15 protein-coding genes and 1 pseudogene are annotated in these 19,811 nt (G+C 46.5%); 8 read left to right on the forward strand and 8 right to left on the reverse strand.

Translation table 11 applies throughout. The features are described from left to right. Window positions 1–21 precede the first annotated feature (21 nt). A complete protein-coding gene (locus AZ602_RS05155) occupies window positions 22–924 on the forward strand; it encodes a histone deacetylase (protein ID WP_103034001.1) in 903 nt (300 codons plus the stop codon). On the opposite strand, the gene AZ602_RS05160 is transcribed toward AZ602_RS05155, so the two are convergent. Genes AZ602_RS05160 through AZ602_RS05170 form a run of 3 tightly spaced genes read right to left on the reverse strand, consistent with a single transcriptional unit; the run spans window position 921 to window position 7,140 of the window. Next, window positions 921–2,165, reverse strand: a complete 1,245-nt coding sequence (locus AZ602_RS05160) for a restriction endonuclease subunit S (protein ID WP_199174089.1) — start codon at window positions 2,163–2,165, stop codon at window positions 921–923. The two genes, AZ602_RS05155 and AZ602_RS05160, sit on opposite strands and share 4 nt — an antisense overlap. Then, window positions 2,105–4,222, reverse strand: coding sequence for a class I SAM-dependent DNA methyltransferase (locus tag AZ602_RS05165; RefSeq protein WP_255409077.1), 2,118 nt, complete (start codon window positions 4,220–4,222; stop codon window positions 2,105–2,107). The genes AZ602_RS05160 and AZ602_RS05165 overlap by 61 nt, the downstream gene beginning before the upstream one ends. Continuing rightward, the gene (locus AZ602_RS05170; RefSeq protein WP_103034003.1) at window positions 4,222–7,140 is read right to left on the reverse strand and encodes a valine--tRNA ligase; all 2,919 of its coding nucleotides are present in this window, start codon (window positions 7,138–7,140) and stop codon (window positions 4,222–4,224) included. The genes AZ602_RS05165 and AZ602_RS05170 overlap by 1 nt, the downstream gene beginning before the upstream one ends. A 285-nt stretch (window positions 7,141–7,425) precedes the next feature. On the opposite strand from AZ602_RS05170, the gene AZ602_RS05175 reads away from it, so the two are divergent. After that, complete coding sequence (locus tag AZ602_RS05175) at window positions 7,426–8,880, forward strand: DASS family sodium-coupled anion symporter (RefSeq protein ID WP_199174092.1); 1,455 nt, start codon at window positions 7,426–7,428, stop codon at window positions 8,878–8,880. A 225-nt stretch (window positions 8,881–9,105) separates the two neighbouring features. Further along, a complete protein-coding gene (locus AZ602_RS05180) occupies window positions 9,106–10,092 on the forward strand; it encodes an amidohydrolase family protein (protein ID WP_103034005.1) in 987 nt (328 codons plus the stop codon). A gap of 85 nt (window positions 10,093–10,177) precedes the next feature. Here the strand turns inward: AZ602_RS05180 and AZ602_RS05185 are convergent, their stop codons facing one another. The 3 genes from AZ602_RS05185 to AZ602_RS05195 are packed head-to-tail and all read right to left on the reverse strand — an operon-like array spanning window position 10,178 to window position 13,493. Continuing rightward, a complete protein-coding gene (locus AZ602_RS05185; RefSeq protein WP_103034006.1) occupies window positions 10,178–10,762 on the reverse strand; it encodes a hypothetical protein in 585 nt (194 codons plus the stop codon). Next, entirely contained in the window at window positions 10,755–11,639 is an 885-nt protein-coding gene (locus AZ602_RS05190; protein WP_103034007.1) for a nucleoside-diphosphate sugar epimerase, read from the reverse strand. Before AZ602_RS05190 ends, AZ602_RS05185 begins: the two co-directional genes overlap by 8 nt. A gap of 30 nt (window positions 11,640–11,669) precedes the next feature. Further along, window positions 11,670–13,493 carry a DUF4105 domain-containing protein gene (locus AZ602_RS05195; protein ID WP_103034008.1) on the reverse strand — a complete coding sequence of 608 codons (1,824 nt, stop codon included), beginning with the start codon at window positions 13,491–13,493 and terminating at the stop codon, window positions 11,670–11,672. A 195-nt stretch (window positions 13,494–13,688) separates the two neighbouring features. Here AZ602_RS05195 and ampD point away from each other — a divergent pair, with 195 nt between their 5' ends. The 5 genes from ampD to AZ602_RS05220 all read left to right on the forward strand — a co-directional run bounded on the left by ampD (window position 13,689) and on the right by AZ602_RS05220 (window position 17,900). Beyond that, window positions 13,689–14,303, forward strand: a complete 615-nt coding sequence (gene ampD, locus AZ602_RS05200; protein ID WP_369803868.1) for a 1,6-anhydro-N-acetylmuramyl-L-alanine amidase AmpD — start codon at window positions 13,689–13,691, stop codon at window positions 14,301–14,303. Window positions 14,304–14,397: 94 nt separating this feature from the next. Further along, window positions 14,398–15,948: a murein biosynthesis integral membrane protein MurJ gene (gene murJ, locus AZ602_RS05205; RefSeq protein ID WP_103034009.1), complete on the forward strand. Its 1,551-nt coding sequence runs from the start codon at window positions 14,398–14,400 to the stop codon at window positions 15,946–15,948. A 285-nt stretch (window positions 15,949–16,233) separates the two neighbouring features. After that, a complete protein-coding gene (locus AZ602_RS05210) occupies window positions 16,234–16,734 on the forward strand; it encodes a hypothetical protein (RefSeq protein ID WP_103034010.1) in 501 nt (166 codons plus the stop codon). A gap of 272 nt (window positions 16,735–17,006) precedes the next feature. Continuing rightward, window positions 17,007–17,330 carry a ferredoxin FdxA gene (gene fdxA / locus AZ602_RS05215; protein WP_103034011.1) on the forward strand — a complete coding sequence of 108 codons (324 nt, stop codon included), beginning with the start codon at window positions 17,007–17,009 and terminating at the stop codon, window positions 17,328–17,330. Window positions 17,331–17,399: 69 nt separating this feature from the next. After that, complete coding sequence (locus tag AZ602_RS05220; protein WP_103034012.1) at window positions 17,400–17,900, forward strand: protein disulfide oxidoreductase; 501 nt, start codon at window positions 17,400–17,402, stop codon at window positions 17,898–17,900. A gap of 153 nt (window positions 17,901–18,053) precedes the next feature. Here the strand turns inward: AZ602_RS05220 and AZ602_RS05225 are convergent, their stop codons facing one another. Both AZ602_RS05225 and AZ602_RS05230 read right to left on the reverse strand, forming a co-directional pair. After that, window positions 18,054–19,559, reverse strand: coding sequence for a sodium:alanine symporter family protein (locus tag AZ602_RS05225; protein ID WP_103034013.1), 1,506 nt, complete (start codon window positions 19,557–19,559; stop codon window positions 18,054–18,056). Window positions 19,560–19,709: 150 nt separating this feature from the next. Next, window positions 19,710–19,811: pseudogene (locus AZ602_RS05230) on the reverse strand (IS1595 family transposase); the annotation flags it as partial.

A 19,811-nucleotide genomic window follows, 5' to 3' on the forward strand; every position in this document is an offset into this window, starting at 1 on the left:
AAATTATAAAAACTCTCACCCATGTTTAAAATCGCCCATTCACCCATCTTTTGTCATGCTGTGCCCGAAGGTCATCGCTTCCCGATGGCAAAGTATGAGCAACTACCCATCAAACTGATCGCAGATGGCATCGCGACACCCAGTCAGTTTTTTGAGCCACCGATGGCAACAATAGATGAGATTTTGACCACGCATACGCCTGACTATTGGCACGCCCTAGACACACTAACACTACCTGCCAAAGAATGCCGTAAAATTGGTCTGCCCATGAGCCAAGCACTCATCGACCGTGAACGCTATGTCGTCGGTGCAACCATCGCCTGCGCCAAATATGCGCTGACAGACGGCTTTGCTCTATCCACCTCTGGCGGCACACACCATGCCTTTGCTGATAGCGGAGAAGGATTTTGTATCCTCAATGATGTCTGTGTGGCGAGCAATGTCCTACTGAGAGATGGACTTGCCAAGCGCATCCTAATCCTAGACTTGGATGTCCATCAAGGCAATGGCAATGCAGCCATCATGGCGGATAATCCTGATGTCTTTGTCTTTAGTATGCATGGCGAGAAAAATTATCCCTATCACAAGCCAAAATCCGACCTAGACATCGCTCTGGCTGATGGTACAGGTGATGATGAATATTTAGCATTATTAAACTATCATCTACCAAGGTTGCTGGATGAATTTTGTCCTGATTTTGTCTTTTATCAAGCGGGCGTGGATGTGCTGGCTGATGACCGACTTGGGCGAATCAACCTCACTATGGACGGACTGATCAAAAGAGAAAAGTATGTCATCGACACATTGCACACCAACAAGCTACCGACAGTCGTCACCATGGGTGGTGGCTATGCCCCTGATATCGATGTGATCGTACAAGGGCATAGTATGGTGTTTGGGATGGTTGGCGAGATTTTGGGTTAATCTCCCTCTATCACCTGCCGTGTTGCCGCTATCTTTCTATCGGCATACAGCACCACATCTTTTATCACCAGCTTTTGCACGGCGGAAATGAGGGTTTGCATAAAGCTGTAATCGGGTTGTTGATTAGAGGTTGGAAGTTGCATTTTAAAATTTAGACTTTTCGAACTTCTCAATTTCTTACCATAAGAAAATTTTCCCTCTAATGCCTTTTCTGCTGATTTTGTCAAAAACAACATCATTTCTTTGGAAAGTTCTTTTTTATCATTCCAATAAACACCCGTATCATCTCCTGCACCGAATGCATAACTTCTATAAAAAGCATTACCAAAAATATCAATGGTTATAGAATTTTTAGGAAAACTTGCCACAGGATTTGAAATATAATTTACCACGCCAGTATTAGTAATACCTGCCATCACAAATGGAATATCACCTGCAACTTGATCGTCTTTTTTCAATCTTCTGCCTTGTTGTATCTTATTGAAAATATCAGCAAAACAATACTCCCCCCAACCCACTTTACCATTTTCAAAATCGGCAAGAGCCTGTTGTTCAGCAGCGGTAAGCGTATAGTCTTTTAAACCTGTAACCAATAAATACGCCTCGAGCTGCGAGAGGCGGAACGCCTCGAGCTGCGAGAGGCGGAACGCCTCGAGCTGCGAGATGAAATTTTCCATAAAATCAAAGTCAATCTGGGCAAGTTTATCCAAATTGGTATTGGGTTTTATGGGAAGAGGAATTTTATTTCCTTTAATTTTTTCCCAGCCAGCTTTGTTCGTCCATTCATAGTTACCATAAATTGCTTTTAAAATGCTTGCTGTCAAGAAAATGTACTGATTATCTGTCAAAATATCATCAGTGTATATCCATTTAATAGCGTAAGCATCTTGTAAAACCGTAAATTCTTTATTTTGATAAAAGGTTGCGCCCGTATTTGCACCATTAGCTGAAATAGAAATAACATTTTTTAAAATAGTCGCATTATCTCTAGGCACATAATTATTCAACCCTTGATTTTGAATACCTGCAGTTAGAGCTGGTAAATTAAAATCTCCTTCTGGTTTATCTGGTAAATCATTAGTTTTATAGTTGAGTTTTTTTACTTTTATTTTTTCAAACAACTCCTGCAACTCAAATTCCGCCCATTTAACCTGTTGCAATTCTTGCGTTAAATGGGCTTCTATTTTCCCAAATGTTCGTCGGTTGAGTCTTGTTTTTTCAGGATATTTGCCACTTCCCACGCCAAATAGTCGCTCACGGTCTTTTTAAAGTCATCAAGCGTTGGTTTGGTATCTATCGGTGCGGTTTGGTTCCAGTCTGCACCGTTTTTTGGGTCTATGGTATTTTCAAAATACTCTTTTTCGCTAAACAACTTCAATTTAGACTTGCCAAAACGCACCAAATTGACCACTTCTTCATAGCGTCCACGGGCATTATCCGTATCTTTTAGGTTGTTGCTGGCTTTTTTGCGGTTGGTTCGGGTATAACCATCGTTGCTAAAATCAATGAATTTTACCATTTCATCGGCGTGATGTTTTTCACCCACTTTAAACACATAAATATTGGTCTGTACGCTGGATTTGCCGATAAATAAATCAATCGGCATTTTAATGCTGGCAATTAAGGTGTGTTTTTGCAAAATGCGTTGGTTGATTTCTTTTGCCTTACCACTGCCTGCCGAATTTTGAATGATAATCGCCGCATAGCCTTTGTTCATCATATTTAAGGCGGTTTCTACAAAGTTCATTCCATTGCCCGTCGCTGAATAAGGTGGATTGAGAATGAACGCATCGGCAGGGAATTGGTCATCAGTATTACCAAAGCCATATTTACCATCAAAATCGGTCAGTGAGTTCTTGTTGATGATGTTTGAGCTACCATCACCCATCATAATCATATTCAAAATAGCCAGCATATATACGCTAGAGAGTAACTCCAAGCCTAACAACTGCTTGGCTTTAATATGCACTTCTTTTTGACGCAATTCTTCGGGCGAATGAATAGCCGCTTTAGCATCTTTGAGCATTTCGTTCATCGCAGCCACCAAGAGCCCAGCCGAACCTGTAGCAAAGTCCCAAACATAGCTGTCTTTATTCACTCGAGCCAATCTAACCAGCAAAGTCGCCACATAAGACGGCGTTAAAACCACATCGTTGAGTTTGTCTTGAGTAAAACCAAGCCAAGAATACATTTCATTAAACAGCTTGCCTGTAAAATCGGTCGTTAAACCGATTTTGTAATAAATACCCAAGTCATCAACAATTTTGGTAAATACACGCTTAAGCTGACTTTCGCCATTTTGCGGTTTATTGATGTTATCGGTTAAAAGTGTATTAGACAAAGTGCGGATGATTAAATCTTTTTTATCTTGTGGTAATTGTTTTTCATTAAAAAACGCGTTTATTTTACGAATAATAATATCGCCATCTCGGTTGCCATCTTCTTCAGAAGATTTTAAATCCTCTTTTTCCAAAGGTTTGACTTTACCTGCCACGCCGATGGTGGCGATAATAGCCGCTGCCACTAAATACACGCGGTCATTTTCACCCAAGCCTTTTTCGTTTTGGTAAATGTCATTGTTGAGTTTGGTTAGGCTGGTGTCGATCTCTTTTTCGCGCTTTTCTTTAAGTTTTTCTAATTCTTCGGGCGAAAGCGTGAGCTGCTGAACCTGTGCGATAAAATCATCAAAATTTTCTTTGGCAAGGAAAGATAAATCGCTAAATTCGCCAACTTTTTGCCCCACACCAAGATTGGATTTAGACACATAATAAACCCCAATTTGATGACGAATATTACCTTTATCGTCTTTTTCGCCCGTCATACCAATAGCGATAATATCAGTGTAGCTGGTGTGATGCAGCAAGGCATTGGCATAATGCACAGCGCCATTCACCGCATAGCCGTTGATGTGTTTGAAATTCGGTTCGTTTTTCGCGGTGCGATTATCTACATTACCTTCGGTATCTAATTTGACCAACTTATCGGCATAGCCTTTATACTCAATCAAAATCGGGTAAAATTCGGTATTGGACGCTTGTAGTAGCAATTTGGCATCGGGACGATTTGCACCTGCACCACCATTCTTGGAGAAATAATCCCTTAAAGCCTTATCTATCTCTTCATTGAGAAATTCTTGCTCTAATTTGTAATCTAATTTGTGTTTTCTAAGCCAACCGTTTGCTAAATCTGCAATATTCGGTTCAATAGATTGAATCTTTTTACTCATTGCTGCACCATTTATTTGTTTATGTAACAAACAGGGCGGGCATCCACCCACCCTGCTTGATTGATTTTTCATCAAAGCCCCTTCAACTGCTCCACCTGCTTGGCAATCTCGGCAAGCTGAGTGTTTAACTCATCTAGCTTAGCTTTTTCGGCGGCGACCACCGCTTCAGGTGCTTTGGCGACAAAGCCTTCGTTTGATAGCTTAAGAGCGATACCGTCGGCTTGTGCTTGTAGCTTCTCAGATACTTTGGCTAGGCGGTTTAGCTCCGCTGTCGGGTCGATGAGTCCTTTCATCGGTACCAGCACCTTGACCTGCCCCACCATACTCGATGATGATAGCGGCACTTCATCACTGTCAGCGACAATGGTCAGCGTCTCAACTTTTGCCAATGCCTTGAACTGATTGGCGATACGGCTTAGCGATGCTTGCTCAGCGTCATTCACGCCTTGTAGTAGTACAGGCAGACGCACAGCATTACCCAGCTTCATCTCACCACGGATGTTACGCACCGCACCGATGAGCGCCTGTAGCCATGCCATATCCTGCTCAGTCTCGCTACTGATGTCATCAGCATTGACTGCAGGGAAATCGGCGATGACGATGCTGTCAGTCGTCTTACGGTCAATCAGTGGCGCAACCGTCTGCCATAGGCTCTCAGTCAAGTACGGCATGATTGGATGGCTAAATCGCATCGCAACCTCAAGCACATGAATCAGCACATAGCGAATCTGTGCTTTTCGATCATCGCTGACACTGTCGTCATTGAGTGCTGATTTGGCAAGCTCGACATACCAGTCACAATACTCATTCCAAATAAACTCATAAATCGCTTGGCTCATCAAGTCAAAACGATAAGTTGCCATCGCCTCATGGATGCTTTCGATGGTTGAGTTTAGGCGGCTCATGATCCATTTTTCAGGCAGCTCCCACAGCTGTTTGTTGGCAGCTTTATCAATTGGTAGCTCATTGCCTGCTTTGTCCACGCAGTTCATCAGTACAAAGCGAGTGGCGTTCCAGATCTTATTACAGAAGTTGCGATTGCCCTCGATACGCTTGATATCAAAGTTAATATCACGGCCAGTGCTAGCAAGGCTTGTGAAAGTAAAACGCAGTGCATCAGTACCAAATGCTTCGATACCATCAGCGAACTCTTTGCGGGTCGCTTTTTCGATTTTGGCAGCATCTTTTGGATTCATCAGCCCCGTGGTGCGCTTGGCCACTAGGCTTTCTAGATCAATACCATCGATCAGATCAATCGGATCAAGCACATTACCCTTTGACTTACTCATCTTTTGACCTTGTCCATCACGCACGAGACCATGCACATAGACAGTCTTGAACGGTACTTGTGGCGTGCCATCAGCATTTTTGACAAAATGCATGGTCAGCATAATCATACGAGCCACCCAGAAGAAGATGATATCAAAGCCAGTCACCAGCACACTGGTCGGATGGAAAGTCGCCAGCGCCTTGCCGTCATCGGCATCATTACCCCAATCCAGCGTGCTAAATGTCCATAGACCTGAGCTAAACCAAGTATCTAGCACATCTTCATCTTGACGCAAGGCAACATCGGCAGACAGATTGTACTTACTGCGTACTTCAGCTTCATCATGTGCCACATAAATACCACCCTTGTCGTCATACCACGCAGGGATGCGATGACCCCACCACAGCTGACGGCTGATGCACCAGTCTTGGATATCACGCATCCACGCCATGTACATATTCTTGTACTGTGCAGGCACAAACTCAATGCGACCATCTTCGACCGCTTCGATGGCAGGCTTGGCTAGCGCATCGATGGCAACATACCATTGGTCGGTCAAATACGGCTCAACAATCTCGCCACTGCGATCGCCTCGTGGTGCTTTGAGTGCGTGCGGTTCGATTTTTTCAAGCCAGCCTTGAGCTTCGGCATCTGCCACCAGTTTTTTGCGAGCATCAAAACGAGCCAGACCTGCATAGTCAGATGGTGTCGCTTCTAGCGTTGGCTCACGCTGAGTTAGGCTCTCATACACCTGCATATCTGCTAGGATATTGGCGTTTTTGTCAAAGATGTTGATCAGTGGTAGATTGTGGCGTTTGCCGACTTCATAGTCATTAAAATCATGTGCAGGAGTAATCTTGACACAGCCTGTACCAAAGTCTTTTTCGACATAAGTATCCGCCACGATCGGTACGATACGGCCGGTAATCGGCAGGACGATATTTTGTCCGATCAAGTGTGCATAGCGTTCATCTTCAGGATGTACCGCCACCGCTGTATCACCAAGCAAAGTCTCAGGGCGCGTGGTCGCTACGACGAGATAATTTTGACCATCTTTGGTGGTAAGAGATTGATTTTCAAAGAAATATTTAAAGTGCCACAATGAGCCTTGCTCGTCATGGTTTTCAACTTCAAGATCAGACAACGCTGTCTCAAGTTTGATATCCCAGTTCACCAGACGCTTACCACGATAAATCAGCCCGTCATCATACAGCTTGACAAATACATCTTGGACAGCTTTTGATAGACCTTCATCCATCGTAAATCGCTCACGGCTCCAGTCCACCGATGAGCCTAGGCGACGGATTTGGCGAGTGATGTTACCACCCGATTCGCTTTTCCACTCCCACACTTTGTCTAGGAATTTTTCACGGCCCAGATCGTGGCGTTTGATGCCCTGTAGGCCAAGCTGACGCTCAACAACCATCTGCGTCGCAATACCTGCATGGTCAGTGCCTGCTTGCCATAGCGTGTTATAGCCCATCATACGATGATAGCGAGTCAGCGTATCCATGATGGCATTATTAAAGCCATGCCCCATATGCAGTGAGCCTGTGACATTCGGTGGTGGCAAGGCGATAGAGAAGGCTTTTGACTTGCTATAATCAGGCTTAAAATAACCTGCATTCTCCCAACCTTGATACATCCCTGCTTCAATCTCGGCAGGATTATAGGCGGAAGATAAGCGATCTAGTGCGGTTTGGATGGTGTTATTGGTCATAATCAGCTCTCAAATTTATACATAAAAAATAGTACTATTTTAACAAGTTTTGGGGGATTTGTGGGGGATTTTTCTGCTGAAATTTTCAGACTAAATTGGTTGGTATTTTTCATAAAAATACTTTTTGCTGGATGATTTTAAATCCTTACTTTTTTTATGAATTTATTTGGCGTATAATACAGTCACGATCACAATAACATCATTTTTAATCCATAGGGACATCGGTTGCGGTGTCCTTTTTTGCTTTTTAGTTATAAAAATGGGTGTATCATGAACAATCCCAAAATCGGCTTTAAGCCCATTCCAATGGCCATTGCTCTGGCTTTGGCTGCCATCACCTATTTCATTCCGACACCTGATGGCGTGACCGATCAAGCATGGAGCTTGTTGGCACTGTTTGTCGGCGTCATCGCTGCCATCATCGGCAAAGCCATGCCCATCGGTGCGATCTCTATCATCGCCATCATGCTCGTGGCGATCACTGGCATCACCACCGAAGATGGCAATGCCAAGCAAGCGATGGAAGATGCGCTGTCGAATTTCTCAAGTTCGCTGATCTGGCTGATCGGTATCTCCATCATGATCTCACGCGGTCTGCTCAAGACTGGTCTGGGTCGTCGCATCGGCTATCTGTTCATCGCCGTCTGGGGCAAAAAAACCATCGGCATCGGCTACAGCTTAGCCTTGTCCGAGCTGATCTTGGCACCTGTCACCCCAAGTAACACCGCTCGTGGTGGTGCCATCATGCACCCGATCATGCGTTCGATCGCTGACAGCTATGACTCAACGCCCGACAAAAACACCGAGGGCTTGATGGGTAAATATCTGTCTTTGGTCAATTATCACAGCAATCCGATCAGCTCAGCGATGTTCATCACCGCCACAGCGCCAAACCCATTGGTGGTCAATCTGATCGCCGAAAGTCTGGGCAGTGAATTTCGCTTAAGCTGGAGCCAGTGGGCGATCGCCATGCTAGTGCCAGGACTTGTAGCGTTTATCTTAATGCCGATCGTGTTGTATTTTTTGTACCCCCCAAAAATCAAAAACACCCCAAATGCCGTGCAATTTGCCAAAGATGAACTCGTCAAAATGGGCAAAATGAGCCGCGATGAGATCATCATGTTCTTTATCTTTGGGATCTTGCTGCTGTGTTGGGCTGGCGTGCCAAATTTCTTATTTGGTTTTAGCATCGATGCCACTGCCACCGCCTTTTTGGGTCTTAGCCTGCTGCTACTGACAGGCGTGCTGACTTGGGAGGATGTCATCAATGAAAAAAGCGCTTGGGATACCATCGTGTGGTTCTCAGCACTCATCATGTTGGCGACTTTTTTGAATAAACTGGGTCTGATCGCATGGTTTAGTCAAAGCCTTGAGGTTGGCATCAGTGGTCTTGGCCTAAATGGTATGACGGCAGGTTTATTGCTGCTAGTGGCTTATATGTACGCGCATTATATGTTCGCCAGTACCACAGCGCACATCACCGCGATGTTTGGGGCGTTTTTGACCGCAGGCATTGCACTGGGCGCACCACCGATGTTCTTTGCACTATCGATGGCGGCTGCATCCAGCTTGATGATGACCTTGACGCACTATGCCACAGGCACCTCACCTGTCATCTACGGCTCGGGCTATACCACTTTGGGCGAATGGTGGAAAGCTGGCTTTGTGATGAGCGTGGTGAATATTTTGGTATTTTTAATCATTGGCGGCGCTTGGTGGAAAGTGCTGGGCTATTGGTAATACCGATTAACCTAAAATGGCTTGTCTCGTGCAGGCCATTTTTTTAATTCACATCACTCATCAGATCACAAAAAGCAGGATAAAACGCGTGATAAAAATTGACAAAAACACTCGATCGCGCAACAAAACACACCAGCGCAGCAGTTATAATAGCGTTATACTAATAACCACATTCACGGATGTATCGATTATCCACAACAATCACCAATAACACATGGAGAGATCATGAACACGCATTCTGACACTCACACCGCCACACGCCCCACCGATGGCCATATCGACACGGAGTATTTGGATCAATTAAAATCACTGATGCAACAAGCAGGCGCAAGCGATGCCACTGCCGATGCACGCGTTGATCATGCCATGGTGGATAGTCGCGATCTGTCAGCACGCATCAAAATGATGGATCAAGCAGGCGTGCAGTATCAAGTGCTGTCCGCCACACCACAAAGCCCGTCATGGGGCAGCGCTGATCAAGCTGCCGCAATGGCGCGCCAAATCAACGATCTGTATGCCGATGTCATCAAGCAATACCCCGATCGCTTCTTGGCATATGGTGCAGTGCCGCTGCCTTATGTGGATGAAGCCATCATTGAGGCGCGCCGCTGCATCGATGAGCTGGGTTTTATGGGCATCGCCATCAACACACTCATCAAAAACGAGCTGTCCATCGCCGATCCCAAGTTGTTGCCATTTTATCAAGCGATGGATGAGATGGGTGCGGTGATTTACATTCATCCCACAGGCTGTGGTGCAGCGTCACCGATGGTCAATGACTTTGATCTGCATTGGGTGGTGGGCGCGCCAATCGAAGATACGGTGGCGGTCTTGCAGCTCTTAAAGGCGAACATCCCCCAAAAGTTTGGCAACATCCAATTTCATGTGGCGCATTTGGGCGGGTTTTTGCCGTTTGTGATGCAGCGCATCGAGGATAACTACAATGACTGGCAGGCGTTTGACCACAGTCCATGGCAAAGCTTGTCGCAGTTTTGGTTTGATACCGCCAATTTTCATCCGCAGGCATTGCAGTGCAGCTGTCAGACCTTTGGTAGTGAGCACATGATGATGGGGTCGGATTTTCCTTATTTTCAATTTGACAAATACACGCGCGCCTGCGACTACATTACGCGCAGCAATCTTGCGCCATCGGTACAGCAAGCCATCTTATCTGATAACGCCAAGCGACTATTTGACAAGCATTTTAATTGATCACTCCAAAGATAAAGCCATCTTATAGATTAAGATGGCTTTGGTCTTATCCAAATAAAACTTAGTTATTTGGATAAGCAGTTGATTATTCATCGGTAAATACAACACCCCACGCTTCAATCTCTTCAGCAGTTACTTCTTTATATTCTATATTATCAATAATACATTCCACATCTTTTGGAACATCCTGCCATTTGATCAAGCATTCATTAACAAGTGTTTTACAAATAAAAAATCTAATCGTGTCACAAACAAGATGGTCATCTTTCTTTTCTCGTATCAGCTGAAATAAAGACTCTGCAACACCTTGATAATCCTTATCATCAAAATAATGCTTATAACAAGGAAATAATGCAACAAAATTGGTTAGGCTCAAATCCACCAACAGTAATTTAAGTAGCTGGCATAGCTTGTCATCGGGCACGACATTATGATAAAAACAATCGCTATAATACATTCCAAGCTCAAATGAATACTCTTTTAAAGGATGTTCAAACTCCCAAAGATTTGAATTCTTGGCTCGAAATTTAAATCTTTGAAATGCTTTAATCTGATTAAAATCAAGCCCTTCAAACTCATCTGGCATGATTAATGTAAAATCATCAGCATCCATAGCATCAATGATTTCAACGATTTTTTCATAAGCCTTAAAATCATCCGCCCTAGCCATCAGTCATCATCCCATGCTTGGCGCGGTATTTTGCCATCACTGCCAGATAGCCTGCTTGATAATCGGCAAACTTTAGCCACGCAGGATCGATGTTGCCACAGAGTCGCTTGCCGCTTGGGTGGGTCTGAATGGACTTGGGCGGTGGGTAGCACATCTGTTTGGCGATAAAGCTTAGCACCTCAAGGCTTGTGGCAGGCATGCTGTCTGTGGCCAGATAGATGGGCTTTGGGGATGATAGCAGCATAATCTGTACCAGCACCGTCACCAGATCGCTATCCATAATGCGATTGGTATAATGATGGCTTGGCACGCCTGACTGATGTGCATCAGCTGCCTGATCGATCAGCCACGTGCTGTCCAGATGATAGATGCCGCTTGGTCGCACGATGACTGCTTTGTCACCAAAAGTCGTTTGCAGTACGGTTTCGGCTTGCCTGAGCACTTGGGCAGTTGGGCTTGATGGCACAGCAGGCGTATGCTCATCGATCCACTCACCATCATTCTCGCCATAAACAGCCGTCGATGACACGAATAATACCTGCTGAAGATGTTGATGCCACGCATCAAAGCTATCTGCCAGCTGTGACAGATGCTCACAGACCGCCAGATAGCTGTCTTGATAATCCTTCGCGGTCGCGCGCGCACCTGTTGGTGATCGAGGCGTCACGATGATGGCAATATGCGTCACACCTGCCACATCGTCAGCCGTCAGACTTCTGGCGTCTTTTTGTAAAAATCGGATATGATCCTCATCATAGTCATGATGACTTCTGGCGACGGTCGTGACAGTGTCGCCTTGATCGACCCCTGTGATGGCTAGCTGTTTGGCCAGTGGCTTGCCGATGCGTCCTTGACCGATGATTAGATAATGTGCCATTGGATTTTCCTTATGTCTGTGATTTTTGGATCAAAAATAGCGCTGTAGTGACAGCATGGCTTGAGTGTTATCACTGTCGTATAATTTTTCGTGCTTGGCCGTCAAGCGCAGTGCATGCACACGGTCGATGTCTGCTTGCATACCGACGCGCACAGATGGCTGCAGATAGCCTGAACGCACACCATCGGTACGATCAGGATGATAATAATAAGGCAGCGATACCTCCGCCATCGCGCGCAGCCTTGGCGTGGCATAATGCACGCAGCCTGCCACCGCACCCAGCCCAAGTCGATAGCCTTGATTGATGCGGCCAACTTGCACGCCGCCATCAGCCAGCGCATAGCATACCGTGTCCGCGATCTCACCACTGCCCGCTCTTGCCTGACCCAGCGCCCAAGATTTGCCTTTTTGGATGCCCAGATCCATCACCAGATGATCTTCATTGGTAGTGCTTGAGGCATCAAAACTTTGGATAAAGCCCAGTCGCATGCCGGTGGCTTTGCCGATGCCTGTGGGATCGGTGGCGTTATTTTTGGCGGTGTTGGCAGGGTTTAGGCTGCGTGTGGCAAAGATGGTCAGCTCATTGATTTTTGCTTTCTCTGCATCTTTGATGACATCCAACGACAGCAGTCTGACATCGAGCAGCTGGCGCACGCCATTGGGATTATCCAGCAGATCTTGATAAGCGGCATTGATCTGCACGCCATACACCGCGCGGTCATCGTGCCGATCATCCATCCCCGCCCCTAGTCCGATGCGATGCACAGGTGTGGCATGGATGGGATTGTTGCGACTGGGCAAGATGCTATCAGGATCCACCACTTGGCCGTGATTTAAGGCGGCTTGGCGGATGGTGGCGTTGGATGGGATGAACTTTTGGCTGCGCACAAAACCTTGATCTGCCAAAATCGATGCGATACGCGAAGGAATGACGATTTTGCCGACATGCGCGCGCAGACTGGCCTGTGGTCGCACCACATCGATCAGACGCACGATCTCGGTGGCACAATTATCATGAGTAAAAAAGTACGGCCGCGCCATATCCTTGACCTCCCAGATATGACGGATGATCTGCGCCACTTCCTCGCTGGTCAAATCCAGCTCAAACTGCCACAGATCTCGCTCATCTTTTACCAGATAATCTTCAGCCTTGTTGGAAAATGGCATGATCTCCATCACCCCAGGATAGCCGCCAACCAAGGATTTGAGCGTCGAGCGGATCATCGGATCGTGACTGTCAGACTGCACGGTGTAATTGATCGCCATCGCCTGCGCATCTTGCCTTTGATCGTCATCAGCGCGCATCAATACATGCGCAAAGGCCGAAGCGATATTATTGGGATGCTCTTCAGCAAAGACCAATGACAGATGCTTGGCATTTAAGGATTTGGCAAATGCTTGAAAATCTGCGCACTCATCATCTGCCACACCGCTGTCGATGCCCATCTTCGCCAGCTCAGCCTGTAGATAATGCACACGCGCCACGAAACGGCACAGCGCATCGGCATCGCCTGCCTGCATCGCCTCTAGCATCGCGATCAGCTCAGCATGCGCATCCTGATGACCTGTGGGCGCCAAAAAAAATCGTGGGTTGTCTAAGCTGCTTTGATCGGCTGATTTTTGATGATCTGAAAACAGCAGCAGCCGTCGCCAGCCGACAGCGTCGCTGATTTGTCGCAGCTTTTTGGCATCAAGTCCATAAGGATAAGCTTGAGCGTGGCTTTGGGTAGGCATCACCGTATCATCACTGGCCTTGGCAGGCATGGATAGCAGCATACCAACCCAAACAGGTAGCATCAAAGCATAAGCAGCGTACAGAGCTTTGGTGCGTAGCATCCTAAAATCGACAGGCATTTGAGATCCTTTTAAATGAGTACAATTTTAAATAATCATCATAAGCACCATTGTAGCATAAGCATGCCTAATATCCATGCCCAAATTGTCATCAAAGCATGGTCAAATCTGTGCTACAATATCATCGCCGCAAGGCTCGTCTTACTCATCGAGCGGCAGATTCATCCGATACTGGCTTCATCAGACACATTGAGAATGCGCATGGCTACCCAATTTAGCATCAAAAACGGCATCTTAATTGGTGCAGAGTTCTTGGCATCACCGAACTTCAATGCTCGGCCCAGTGACGCCACAGGCATCATCAGCGGCATCGTCATTCATAATATCAGCCTGCCGCCTGCCAATTTTGGGCAAACCAATGCCCAAGGTCTGCATCATGTCAAAGCCTTTTTTCAAAATCAACTAAACCCAGACGATCACGCCTATTTTCAAACCATCAAAGATCTACAAGTCTCAGCGCATCTGTTCATCGAGCGCGATGGCAGTGTCACACAGTTTGTCAATTTTAACGATCGCGCTTGGCATGCTGGCCGCTCAGCGTATCTGGGGCGCAAAGAGTGCAATGACTTTAGCATCGGCATCGAACTTGAGGGTGCTGATCATCTGCCTTATGAAGCCGTGCAATATCAGGTGTTAAGCCAAGTGATCGCCGCCATCCATGCAGCCTATCCCGCCACGCGCCGTCATTTGATGGGTCATAGCGACATTGCTCCAGGCCGCAAAACTGACCCTGGCGTGCATTTTGATTGGCAAAAACTGCGCGTCATGGTGGCAGCACTGATGAAATCACCCGACCCAAACGATGCATGAAATTTACAAAATGTATCAATCAATCTTCACAAAGCTAAGCAAAATTGTCAAAAACCTAGTAAAATAGCTCAATTTTTGGCAATTACCGATCATTATGGCAAAATCTCGGCTTTTTCGCTCGACTATGGTCGTCAGCTCCATGACCATGCTATCACGCATTTTAGGCTTGGTGCGCGATATGGTGTTGATGGGTGTTTTTGGTGCTGGCGGCTTGATGGACGCTTTTTTGGTGGCCTTTAAGATCCCAAATTTCTTGCGTCGTTTATTCGCTGAGGGCGCATTTAGCCAAGCTTTTGTGCCGATTTTGACCGAGTATAAAGAAACGCGCAGTTTTAATGAAGTGCAGCTGCTCATCAGTCGCGTCTCAGGCGTGCTGTCATCGATACTGCTTGTGCTGACGGTGGTGGTAATTTTGCTTGCGCCACAGGTGGTGTATGTGTTCGCACCAGGCTTTGCAGGCGATACCACCAAATTTAATGCTGCAACCGAGCTGCTTCGGCTGACTTTCCCATATCTGCTGTTCATCTCGATGACGGCGTTTTTTGGCAGCATCTTACAAAGCTATGGACGCTTTGCTGCGCCAGCCTTTGCGCCTGTCTTACTGAATCTGTGCATGATCGGTGGTGCGCTGTTGGTGTCTCCGCTTCTTGACAAGCCCATCATGGCGCTGGGTTATGCAGTCGCGCTCTCAGGGCTACTACAGCTACTACTCCAACTGCCGCAGCTGTGGCAACAAAAGCTACTAGTACCGCCCTCTTTGGGCTTTGGCGATGAAGGCGTTCGGCGCATTCTAAAGCTGATGCTACCTGCCATCTTTGGCGTGTCTGTTACCCAAATCAACTTGCTGCTTAGTACTGTGTTTGCCTCCTTGATGATCGCAGGCTCGGTATCGTGGATGTACGCTGCCGAACGCCTAAGCGAACTGCCATTAGGATTGATCGGCGTGGCCATCGGCACGGTGATTTTGCCAAGTCTGTCCTCTAGCCGCGCGAAGTCCGATCATGACACCTTTAAAAAGACCATGGACTGGGCAGCGCGCTTGATCATCGTCATCGGTCTGCCAGCAAGTCTTGCGATGTTTGTGCTGTCGGATGTCTTGATGGATGCTTTATTTGTGCGTGGTCAGTTTACCCATCAAGATGCGCTGATGAGCGGTGTTGCGCTGAAGGCCTTATCAGGCGGCATCTTGGGATTTATGCTGATTAAGATTTTTGCGCCTGCGTTTTTTGCAGGTCAAGACACCAAAACGCCCGTGAAGATTGGCATCGTGTCGGTGTTTGCTAATATGATTTTTAGCGTGCTGTTTATCGGGCTGTTTTATTTACTACAACTGCCGCTGCATGGCGGTCTGGCGCTGGCAACGACCGCGGCAAGTTTTGTCAATGCAGGTCTGCTGTACGCCCTACTGCACCGCCGTGGCATTTTTAGATTTGGCGCACATTGGAAAAAAATGTCGCTGCAGTTTGTGGTCGCATGCATCGCGATGGTGGCAGCACTGTATGCCATTTTGCCTTATTATCCACTGGATGGTGCTCAATGGCTAAAAATTGCCATCTTATTAGGCATCTGCGCACTTGGTGCTATGGTGTATGGCATTGTGCTGCTGGCCACAGGGTTTCGACCGCGGCAGTTGCGTCATGGTTAGATCTGCCAACACCTGATGGCAGCATACATTTAAGTCAGCGTCACAGTATTGACACAAGCCATACAAAGCGCACACAAAACTTACTTGTAAGTTTTGGTAATACCCGTAAAATATTAAGTAACTTAAGAGCTTGGACACTGTTTGGACAGTCTGCAATGTAAACACACAGGATCGGCTTAAATTCAGTTGATGACTCAATAAGATGATTTAATCCGATCACCTAGCGCATCACAGAGTAATTTGCCCAACAGGATTCAAACATTAACAACGAAAAAGGAAATGATTATGCTAACTTCAGTCAGCCAACCTGTCGCCAAAAATATCGACCCAACCCTAAATCTAGAACAGATTCGCGCCCAGTGCCAAGCCTTAGCAAAATCACGCGCCAAGGTTTCTGCTGGCGTTGCGGTGATTCCATTGCCATTTTTGGATGTGGCGGTCGATGTGGCGATGCTTACCAAGCTATTACCTGAGATTACTGAGCGCTTTGGCTTGGCAGATGCTGCCGATTTGGATAAATCAACCGAAGAAGCACGCAAGCAAAGCATGAAAGAGCGCATCATGGCCATCGGCGGTCTGGTCGCAGCACGCGGTGTCGTGAATAAGACCGTGCAAGGTTTTGGTGGTCGCTTTATCGGCAAGCAAGTCAGCAAATACATTCCGCTGGGTGGCTCAATGGTCGCAGCAAGCTTGGGCTATATGATTTTTAAGAAAATTGCCTTTGATCACATCGAAGAATGCTATAAGCTTGCCAAGCAAGCACAGCGTGACAGTGTCGCTGGCTAATGACTTTTGATCACTTTGCTTAAGTGTACAGCTTAGCAGACCAACTCTTAAGCTCTAAGTAATTCTCATTTGCGATTGCTTAGAGCTTTTGCCATATATTGCAGTCTTTTTTCGCTTTTGGCATAACAAATGTGACGGTTTTGTTTGAGAAAATCGCACAAACAAGCTAAAATACACTGTCTATGGGTGTATGTTGCCCAACTCGTTTATTTGCCAGTGATTACGCAACACTGGCACAATCCCTGTCCGAGCCAATAAGCCAAGGTACTATTATGACTTTTGTTGTAACTGATAACTGCATCCGCTGCAAATACACTGACTGCATCGAAGTCTGCCCTGTTGATTGCTTCTATGAAGGTCCAAACTTTCTGGTCATCAATCCTGATGAATGTATCGACTGCGCACTGTGCGAGCCTGAATGCCCTGCCAATGCGATCTTCTCTGAAGATGAAATCCCAGCTGGCCAAGAAGAATTTCTTGCCATCAACGAAGAGCTGTCTGGTATCTGGCCGAACATCACCGAGAAAAAAGATCCTCTGCCAGAATACGAGAAATGGGATGGTGTCAGCGGTAAGATTCAGTATCTGGAGCGCTGATTTGATCACGCCATTTGATGGATGCGCCCGTGCCTTGCATGGGCGTCTTGTTTTGGTAGACGCTACATCATGAGCAAAAAGCCATCCTTTTCGATCGCTCGCTTGATGCGCACTTTGGTGGGCTATCTGCTGATATTTATGGTGATGTACACCGCCATCAACCTCTGGCGCGCACCCTCAGCGCCCGATGCACCCACGCTCGGCCTAGCCAAGACGGGTGTGCCTGATGCACTGGCTGCCAGTCATGAAGCACCTGTTTTGGTGTATTTTTGGGGAACTTGGTGCCACATCTGTAGCATCACCAGTCCCTCTGTGCAGGCACTAAAAGATAGTGGTTATCAGGTGCTTGGTGTGGCTGTCTCATCAGGTGATGACGAAGCGCTGAATACCTATATGCGCACACAGGGCTATGATTTTAACACCATTAATGATGCTGATGGGCAGATCTTTGGGCAATGGCAGGGGCAAGTCACCCCTTCTTACGCCATCATCAAAGATGGCAAAATCACCCAAAGCTTTACTGGCATCGCGCCATTATGGTCATTAAAATTAAGAATGTGGTGGTCATAATGACAATCAAAAAGCCCATCGATGGATGAGCTTTTTGAGGCGTGGTCAATTAAGTACGCTTTAATACTGCCATTTATTGGCAACAACTCCGATGCAGATTCACCCACCACCAAATAAAACAGCAGGCCATTAAACCTGCTGTTATAATGCACATTACTTCCAAATATCTGAACGCACTTTTTTCATCAAATGCGGATATTTATTGATGTCAAACACTGGCTTATCCACGCCTGCTTTGAGCTGAGCGTTATAGTCTTTGACCAGTGTAAATACATAGCGTGATAGCAGCACGATGGCGATTAGGTTGATAAATGCCATCACACCCATCGTCAAATCACCCATATCCCACACCACAGCCACTTTGGTCACTGCACCGAAGTACACAAAGCCAAGCACCGCCATGCGGAATAAGGTCAGCAAGAAGGCATTATTTTTCAAAAACTGCATATTCGACTCAGCATAGGCATAGTTGCCAATGATGGTCGAAAACGCCAACATAAACAGGACAAACGCCAAGAAATATTGACCCCACCAGCCTACATGGCTTTCAAGTGCCATCTGCGTCAGCTGCACACCTGACAAATCAGCGGCATTCTCTGGCATCACCGCAAGCAAAATCACAAACGCCGTGCATGAGCAAACAATCAGCGTATCTACAAAGACGCCCAGCATCTGAATGATGCCCTGCTCTACAGGATGCTTGACATTGGCAGCGGCAGCGGCGTTTGGTGCAGAACCTTGGCCAGCTTCGTTTGAGTACAGACCACGCTTGATACCCTGCATCATCGCCACCGATACCATTGAGCCAAACAGACCACCGCCCGCTGCTTCAAAAGTAAACGCCTTGGTAAAAATCAATGAAATCACGCTTGGGATTTTATCAATATTCACACCAACGATATACAACGCAACCAGTAGATAAAACAGTGCCATCACAGGGACAAAAGTCTCAGCAATCTTCGCCACACGAGTGATACCACCAAAGATAATCGGCGCAGTCATCACTACAAGCACCGCACCCACGACGTGCTTATAAATTTGCCAATCAGCTTGGCAAACATCATTCTCACCCACACAGCCCGCTGCCGATTGGATGGCAAGCGCGATTGAGTTTGATTGAATCGACTGATACACAAAGCCAAAGCACACAATCAACGCAAATGCAAACACCACACCCAGCCATTTTTGACCAAGACCTTGTTCGATATAGTAGGCAGGGCCACCACGGAAGCGATTGGTATGCTCATCACGCACCTTGAATAGCTGAGCCAGGCTGCTCTCGGCCAATGCCGAGCACATACCAATCAAGGCAATCAGCCACATCCAAAATACCGCGCCAGCACCACCGATACCGATAGCAATCGCGACACCTGCGACATTACCCACACCGACACGGCTCGCAAGACCTGTGACAAAAGCCTGAAAGCCTGAGATACCATCGGCATCGTTGTCATTTTTGCGGCTGCCAAGCATCGTTTTGATACTTTGACCAAATAGGCGAAACTGTGCAAATCCTGAGAAAACAGTAAAGAAAAAGCCAATACCGACCAACATCCAAATCAGCACATCCCACAAAGGCGCGCTAAAGGCATTGACCGTACAATGTAAAATCTCGACAAAGTTTGGCTTTGCCGTACAAGAAAGTGGATTTTCGTACATAAAACACTCCATCTTGATGGCAACCCATCACCATCCAAGATAAAAAAAGCACAAAAAAAGATGATAGCACCTTGCCATCATCTTCCTTAATTCAACAGTTTTTATAATTGACTATACAATATAAAAAGTAAGGGGCTGTACTAGATTAGCCTAAATCCCACACCATCTTCTCAATACTTTAAGCTGATTAGATGGTGTACCATAGTTAAAACGAAACTCACATTCTTTGATAAAAAGATGAAAGTGTTTCTT

It is taken from the genome of Moraxella sp. RCAD0137 (assembly GCF_002894025.1).
GTDB classification, from domain to species: domain Bacteria; phylum Pseudomonadota; class Gammaproteobacteria; order Pseudomonadales; family Moraxellaceae; genus Moraxella; species Moraxella porci.

Coding starts and splice junctions, on each gene's coding strand:
- AZ602_RS05155 (WP_103034001.1), top strand. CDS start 22: ATGTTTAAAATCGCCCATTCACCCATCTTTTGTCATGCTGTGCCCGAA.
- AZ602_RS05165 (WP_255409077.1), bottom strand. CDS start 4,222: ATGAAAAATCAATCAAGCAGGGTGGGTGGATGCCCGCCCTGTTTGTTA.
- AZ602_RS05170 (WP_103034003.1), bottom strand. CDS start 7,140: ATGACCAATAACACCATCCAAACCGCACTAGATCGCTTATCTTCCGCC.
- AZ602_RS05180 (WP_103034005.1), top strand. CDS start 9,106: ATGAACACGCATTCTGACACTCACACCGCCACACGCCCCACCGATGGC.
- AZ602_RS05185 (WP_103034006.1), bottom strand. CDS start 10,762: ATGGCTAGGGCGGATGATTTTAAGGCTTATGAAAAAATCGTTGAAATC.
- AZ602_RS05190 (WP_103034007.1), bottom strand. CDS start 11,639: ATGGCACATTATCTAATCATCGGTCAAGGACGCATCGGCAAGCCACTG.
- AZ602_RS05195 (WP_103034008.1), bottom strand. CDS start 13,493: ATGCCTGTCGATTTTAGGATGCTACGCACCAAAGCTCTGTACGCTGCT.
- ampD (WP_369803868.1), top strand. CDS start 13,689: ATGCGCATGGCTACCCAATTTAGCATCAAAAACGGCATCTTAATTGGT.
- murJ (WP_103034009.1), top strand. CDS start 14,398: ATGGCAAAATCTCGGCTTTTTCGCTCGACTATGGTCGTCAGCTCCATG.
- AZ602_RS05210 (WP_103034010.1), top strand. CDS start 16,234: ATGCTAACTTCAGTCAGCCAACCTGTCGCCAAAAATATCGACCCAACC.
- fdxA (WP_103034011.1), top strand. CDS start 17,007: ATGACTTTTGTTGTAACTGATAACTGCATCCGCTGCAAATACACTGAC.
- AZ602_RS05220 (WP_103034012.1), top strand. CDS start 17,400: ATGAGCAAAAAGCCATCCTTTTCGATCGCTCGCTTGATGCGCACTTTG.
- AZ602_RS05225 (WP_103034013.1), bottom strand. CDS start 19,559: ATGTACGAAAATCCACTTTCTTGTACGGCAAAGCCAAACTTTGTCGAG.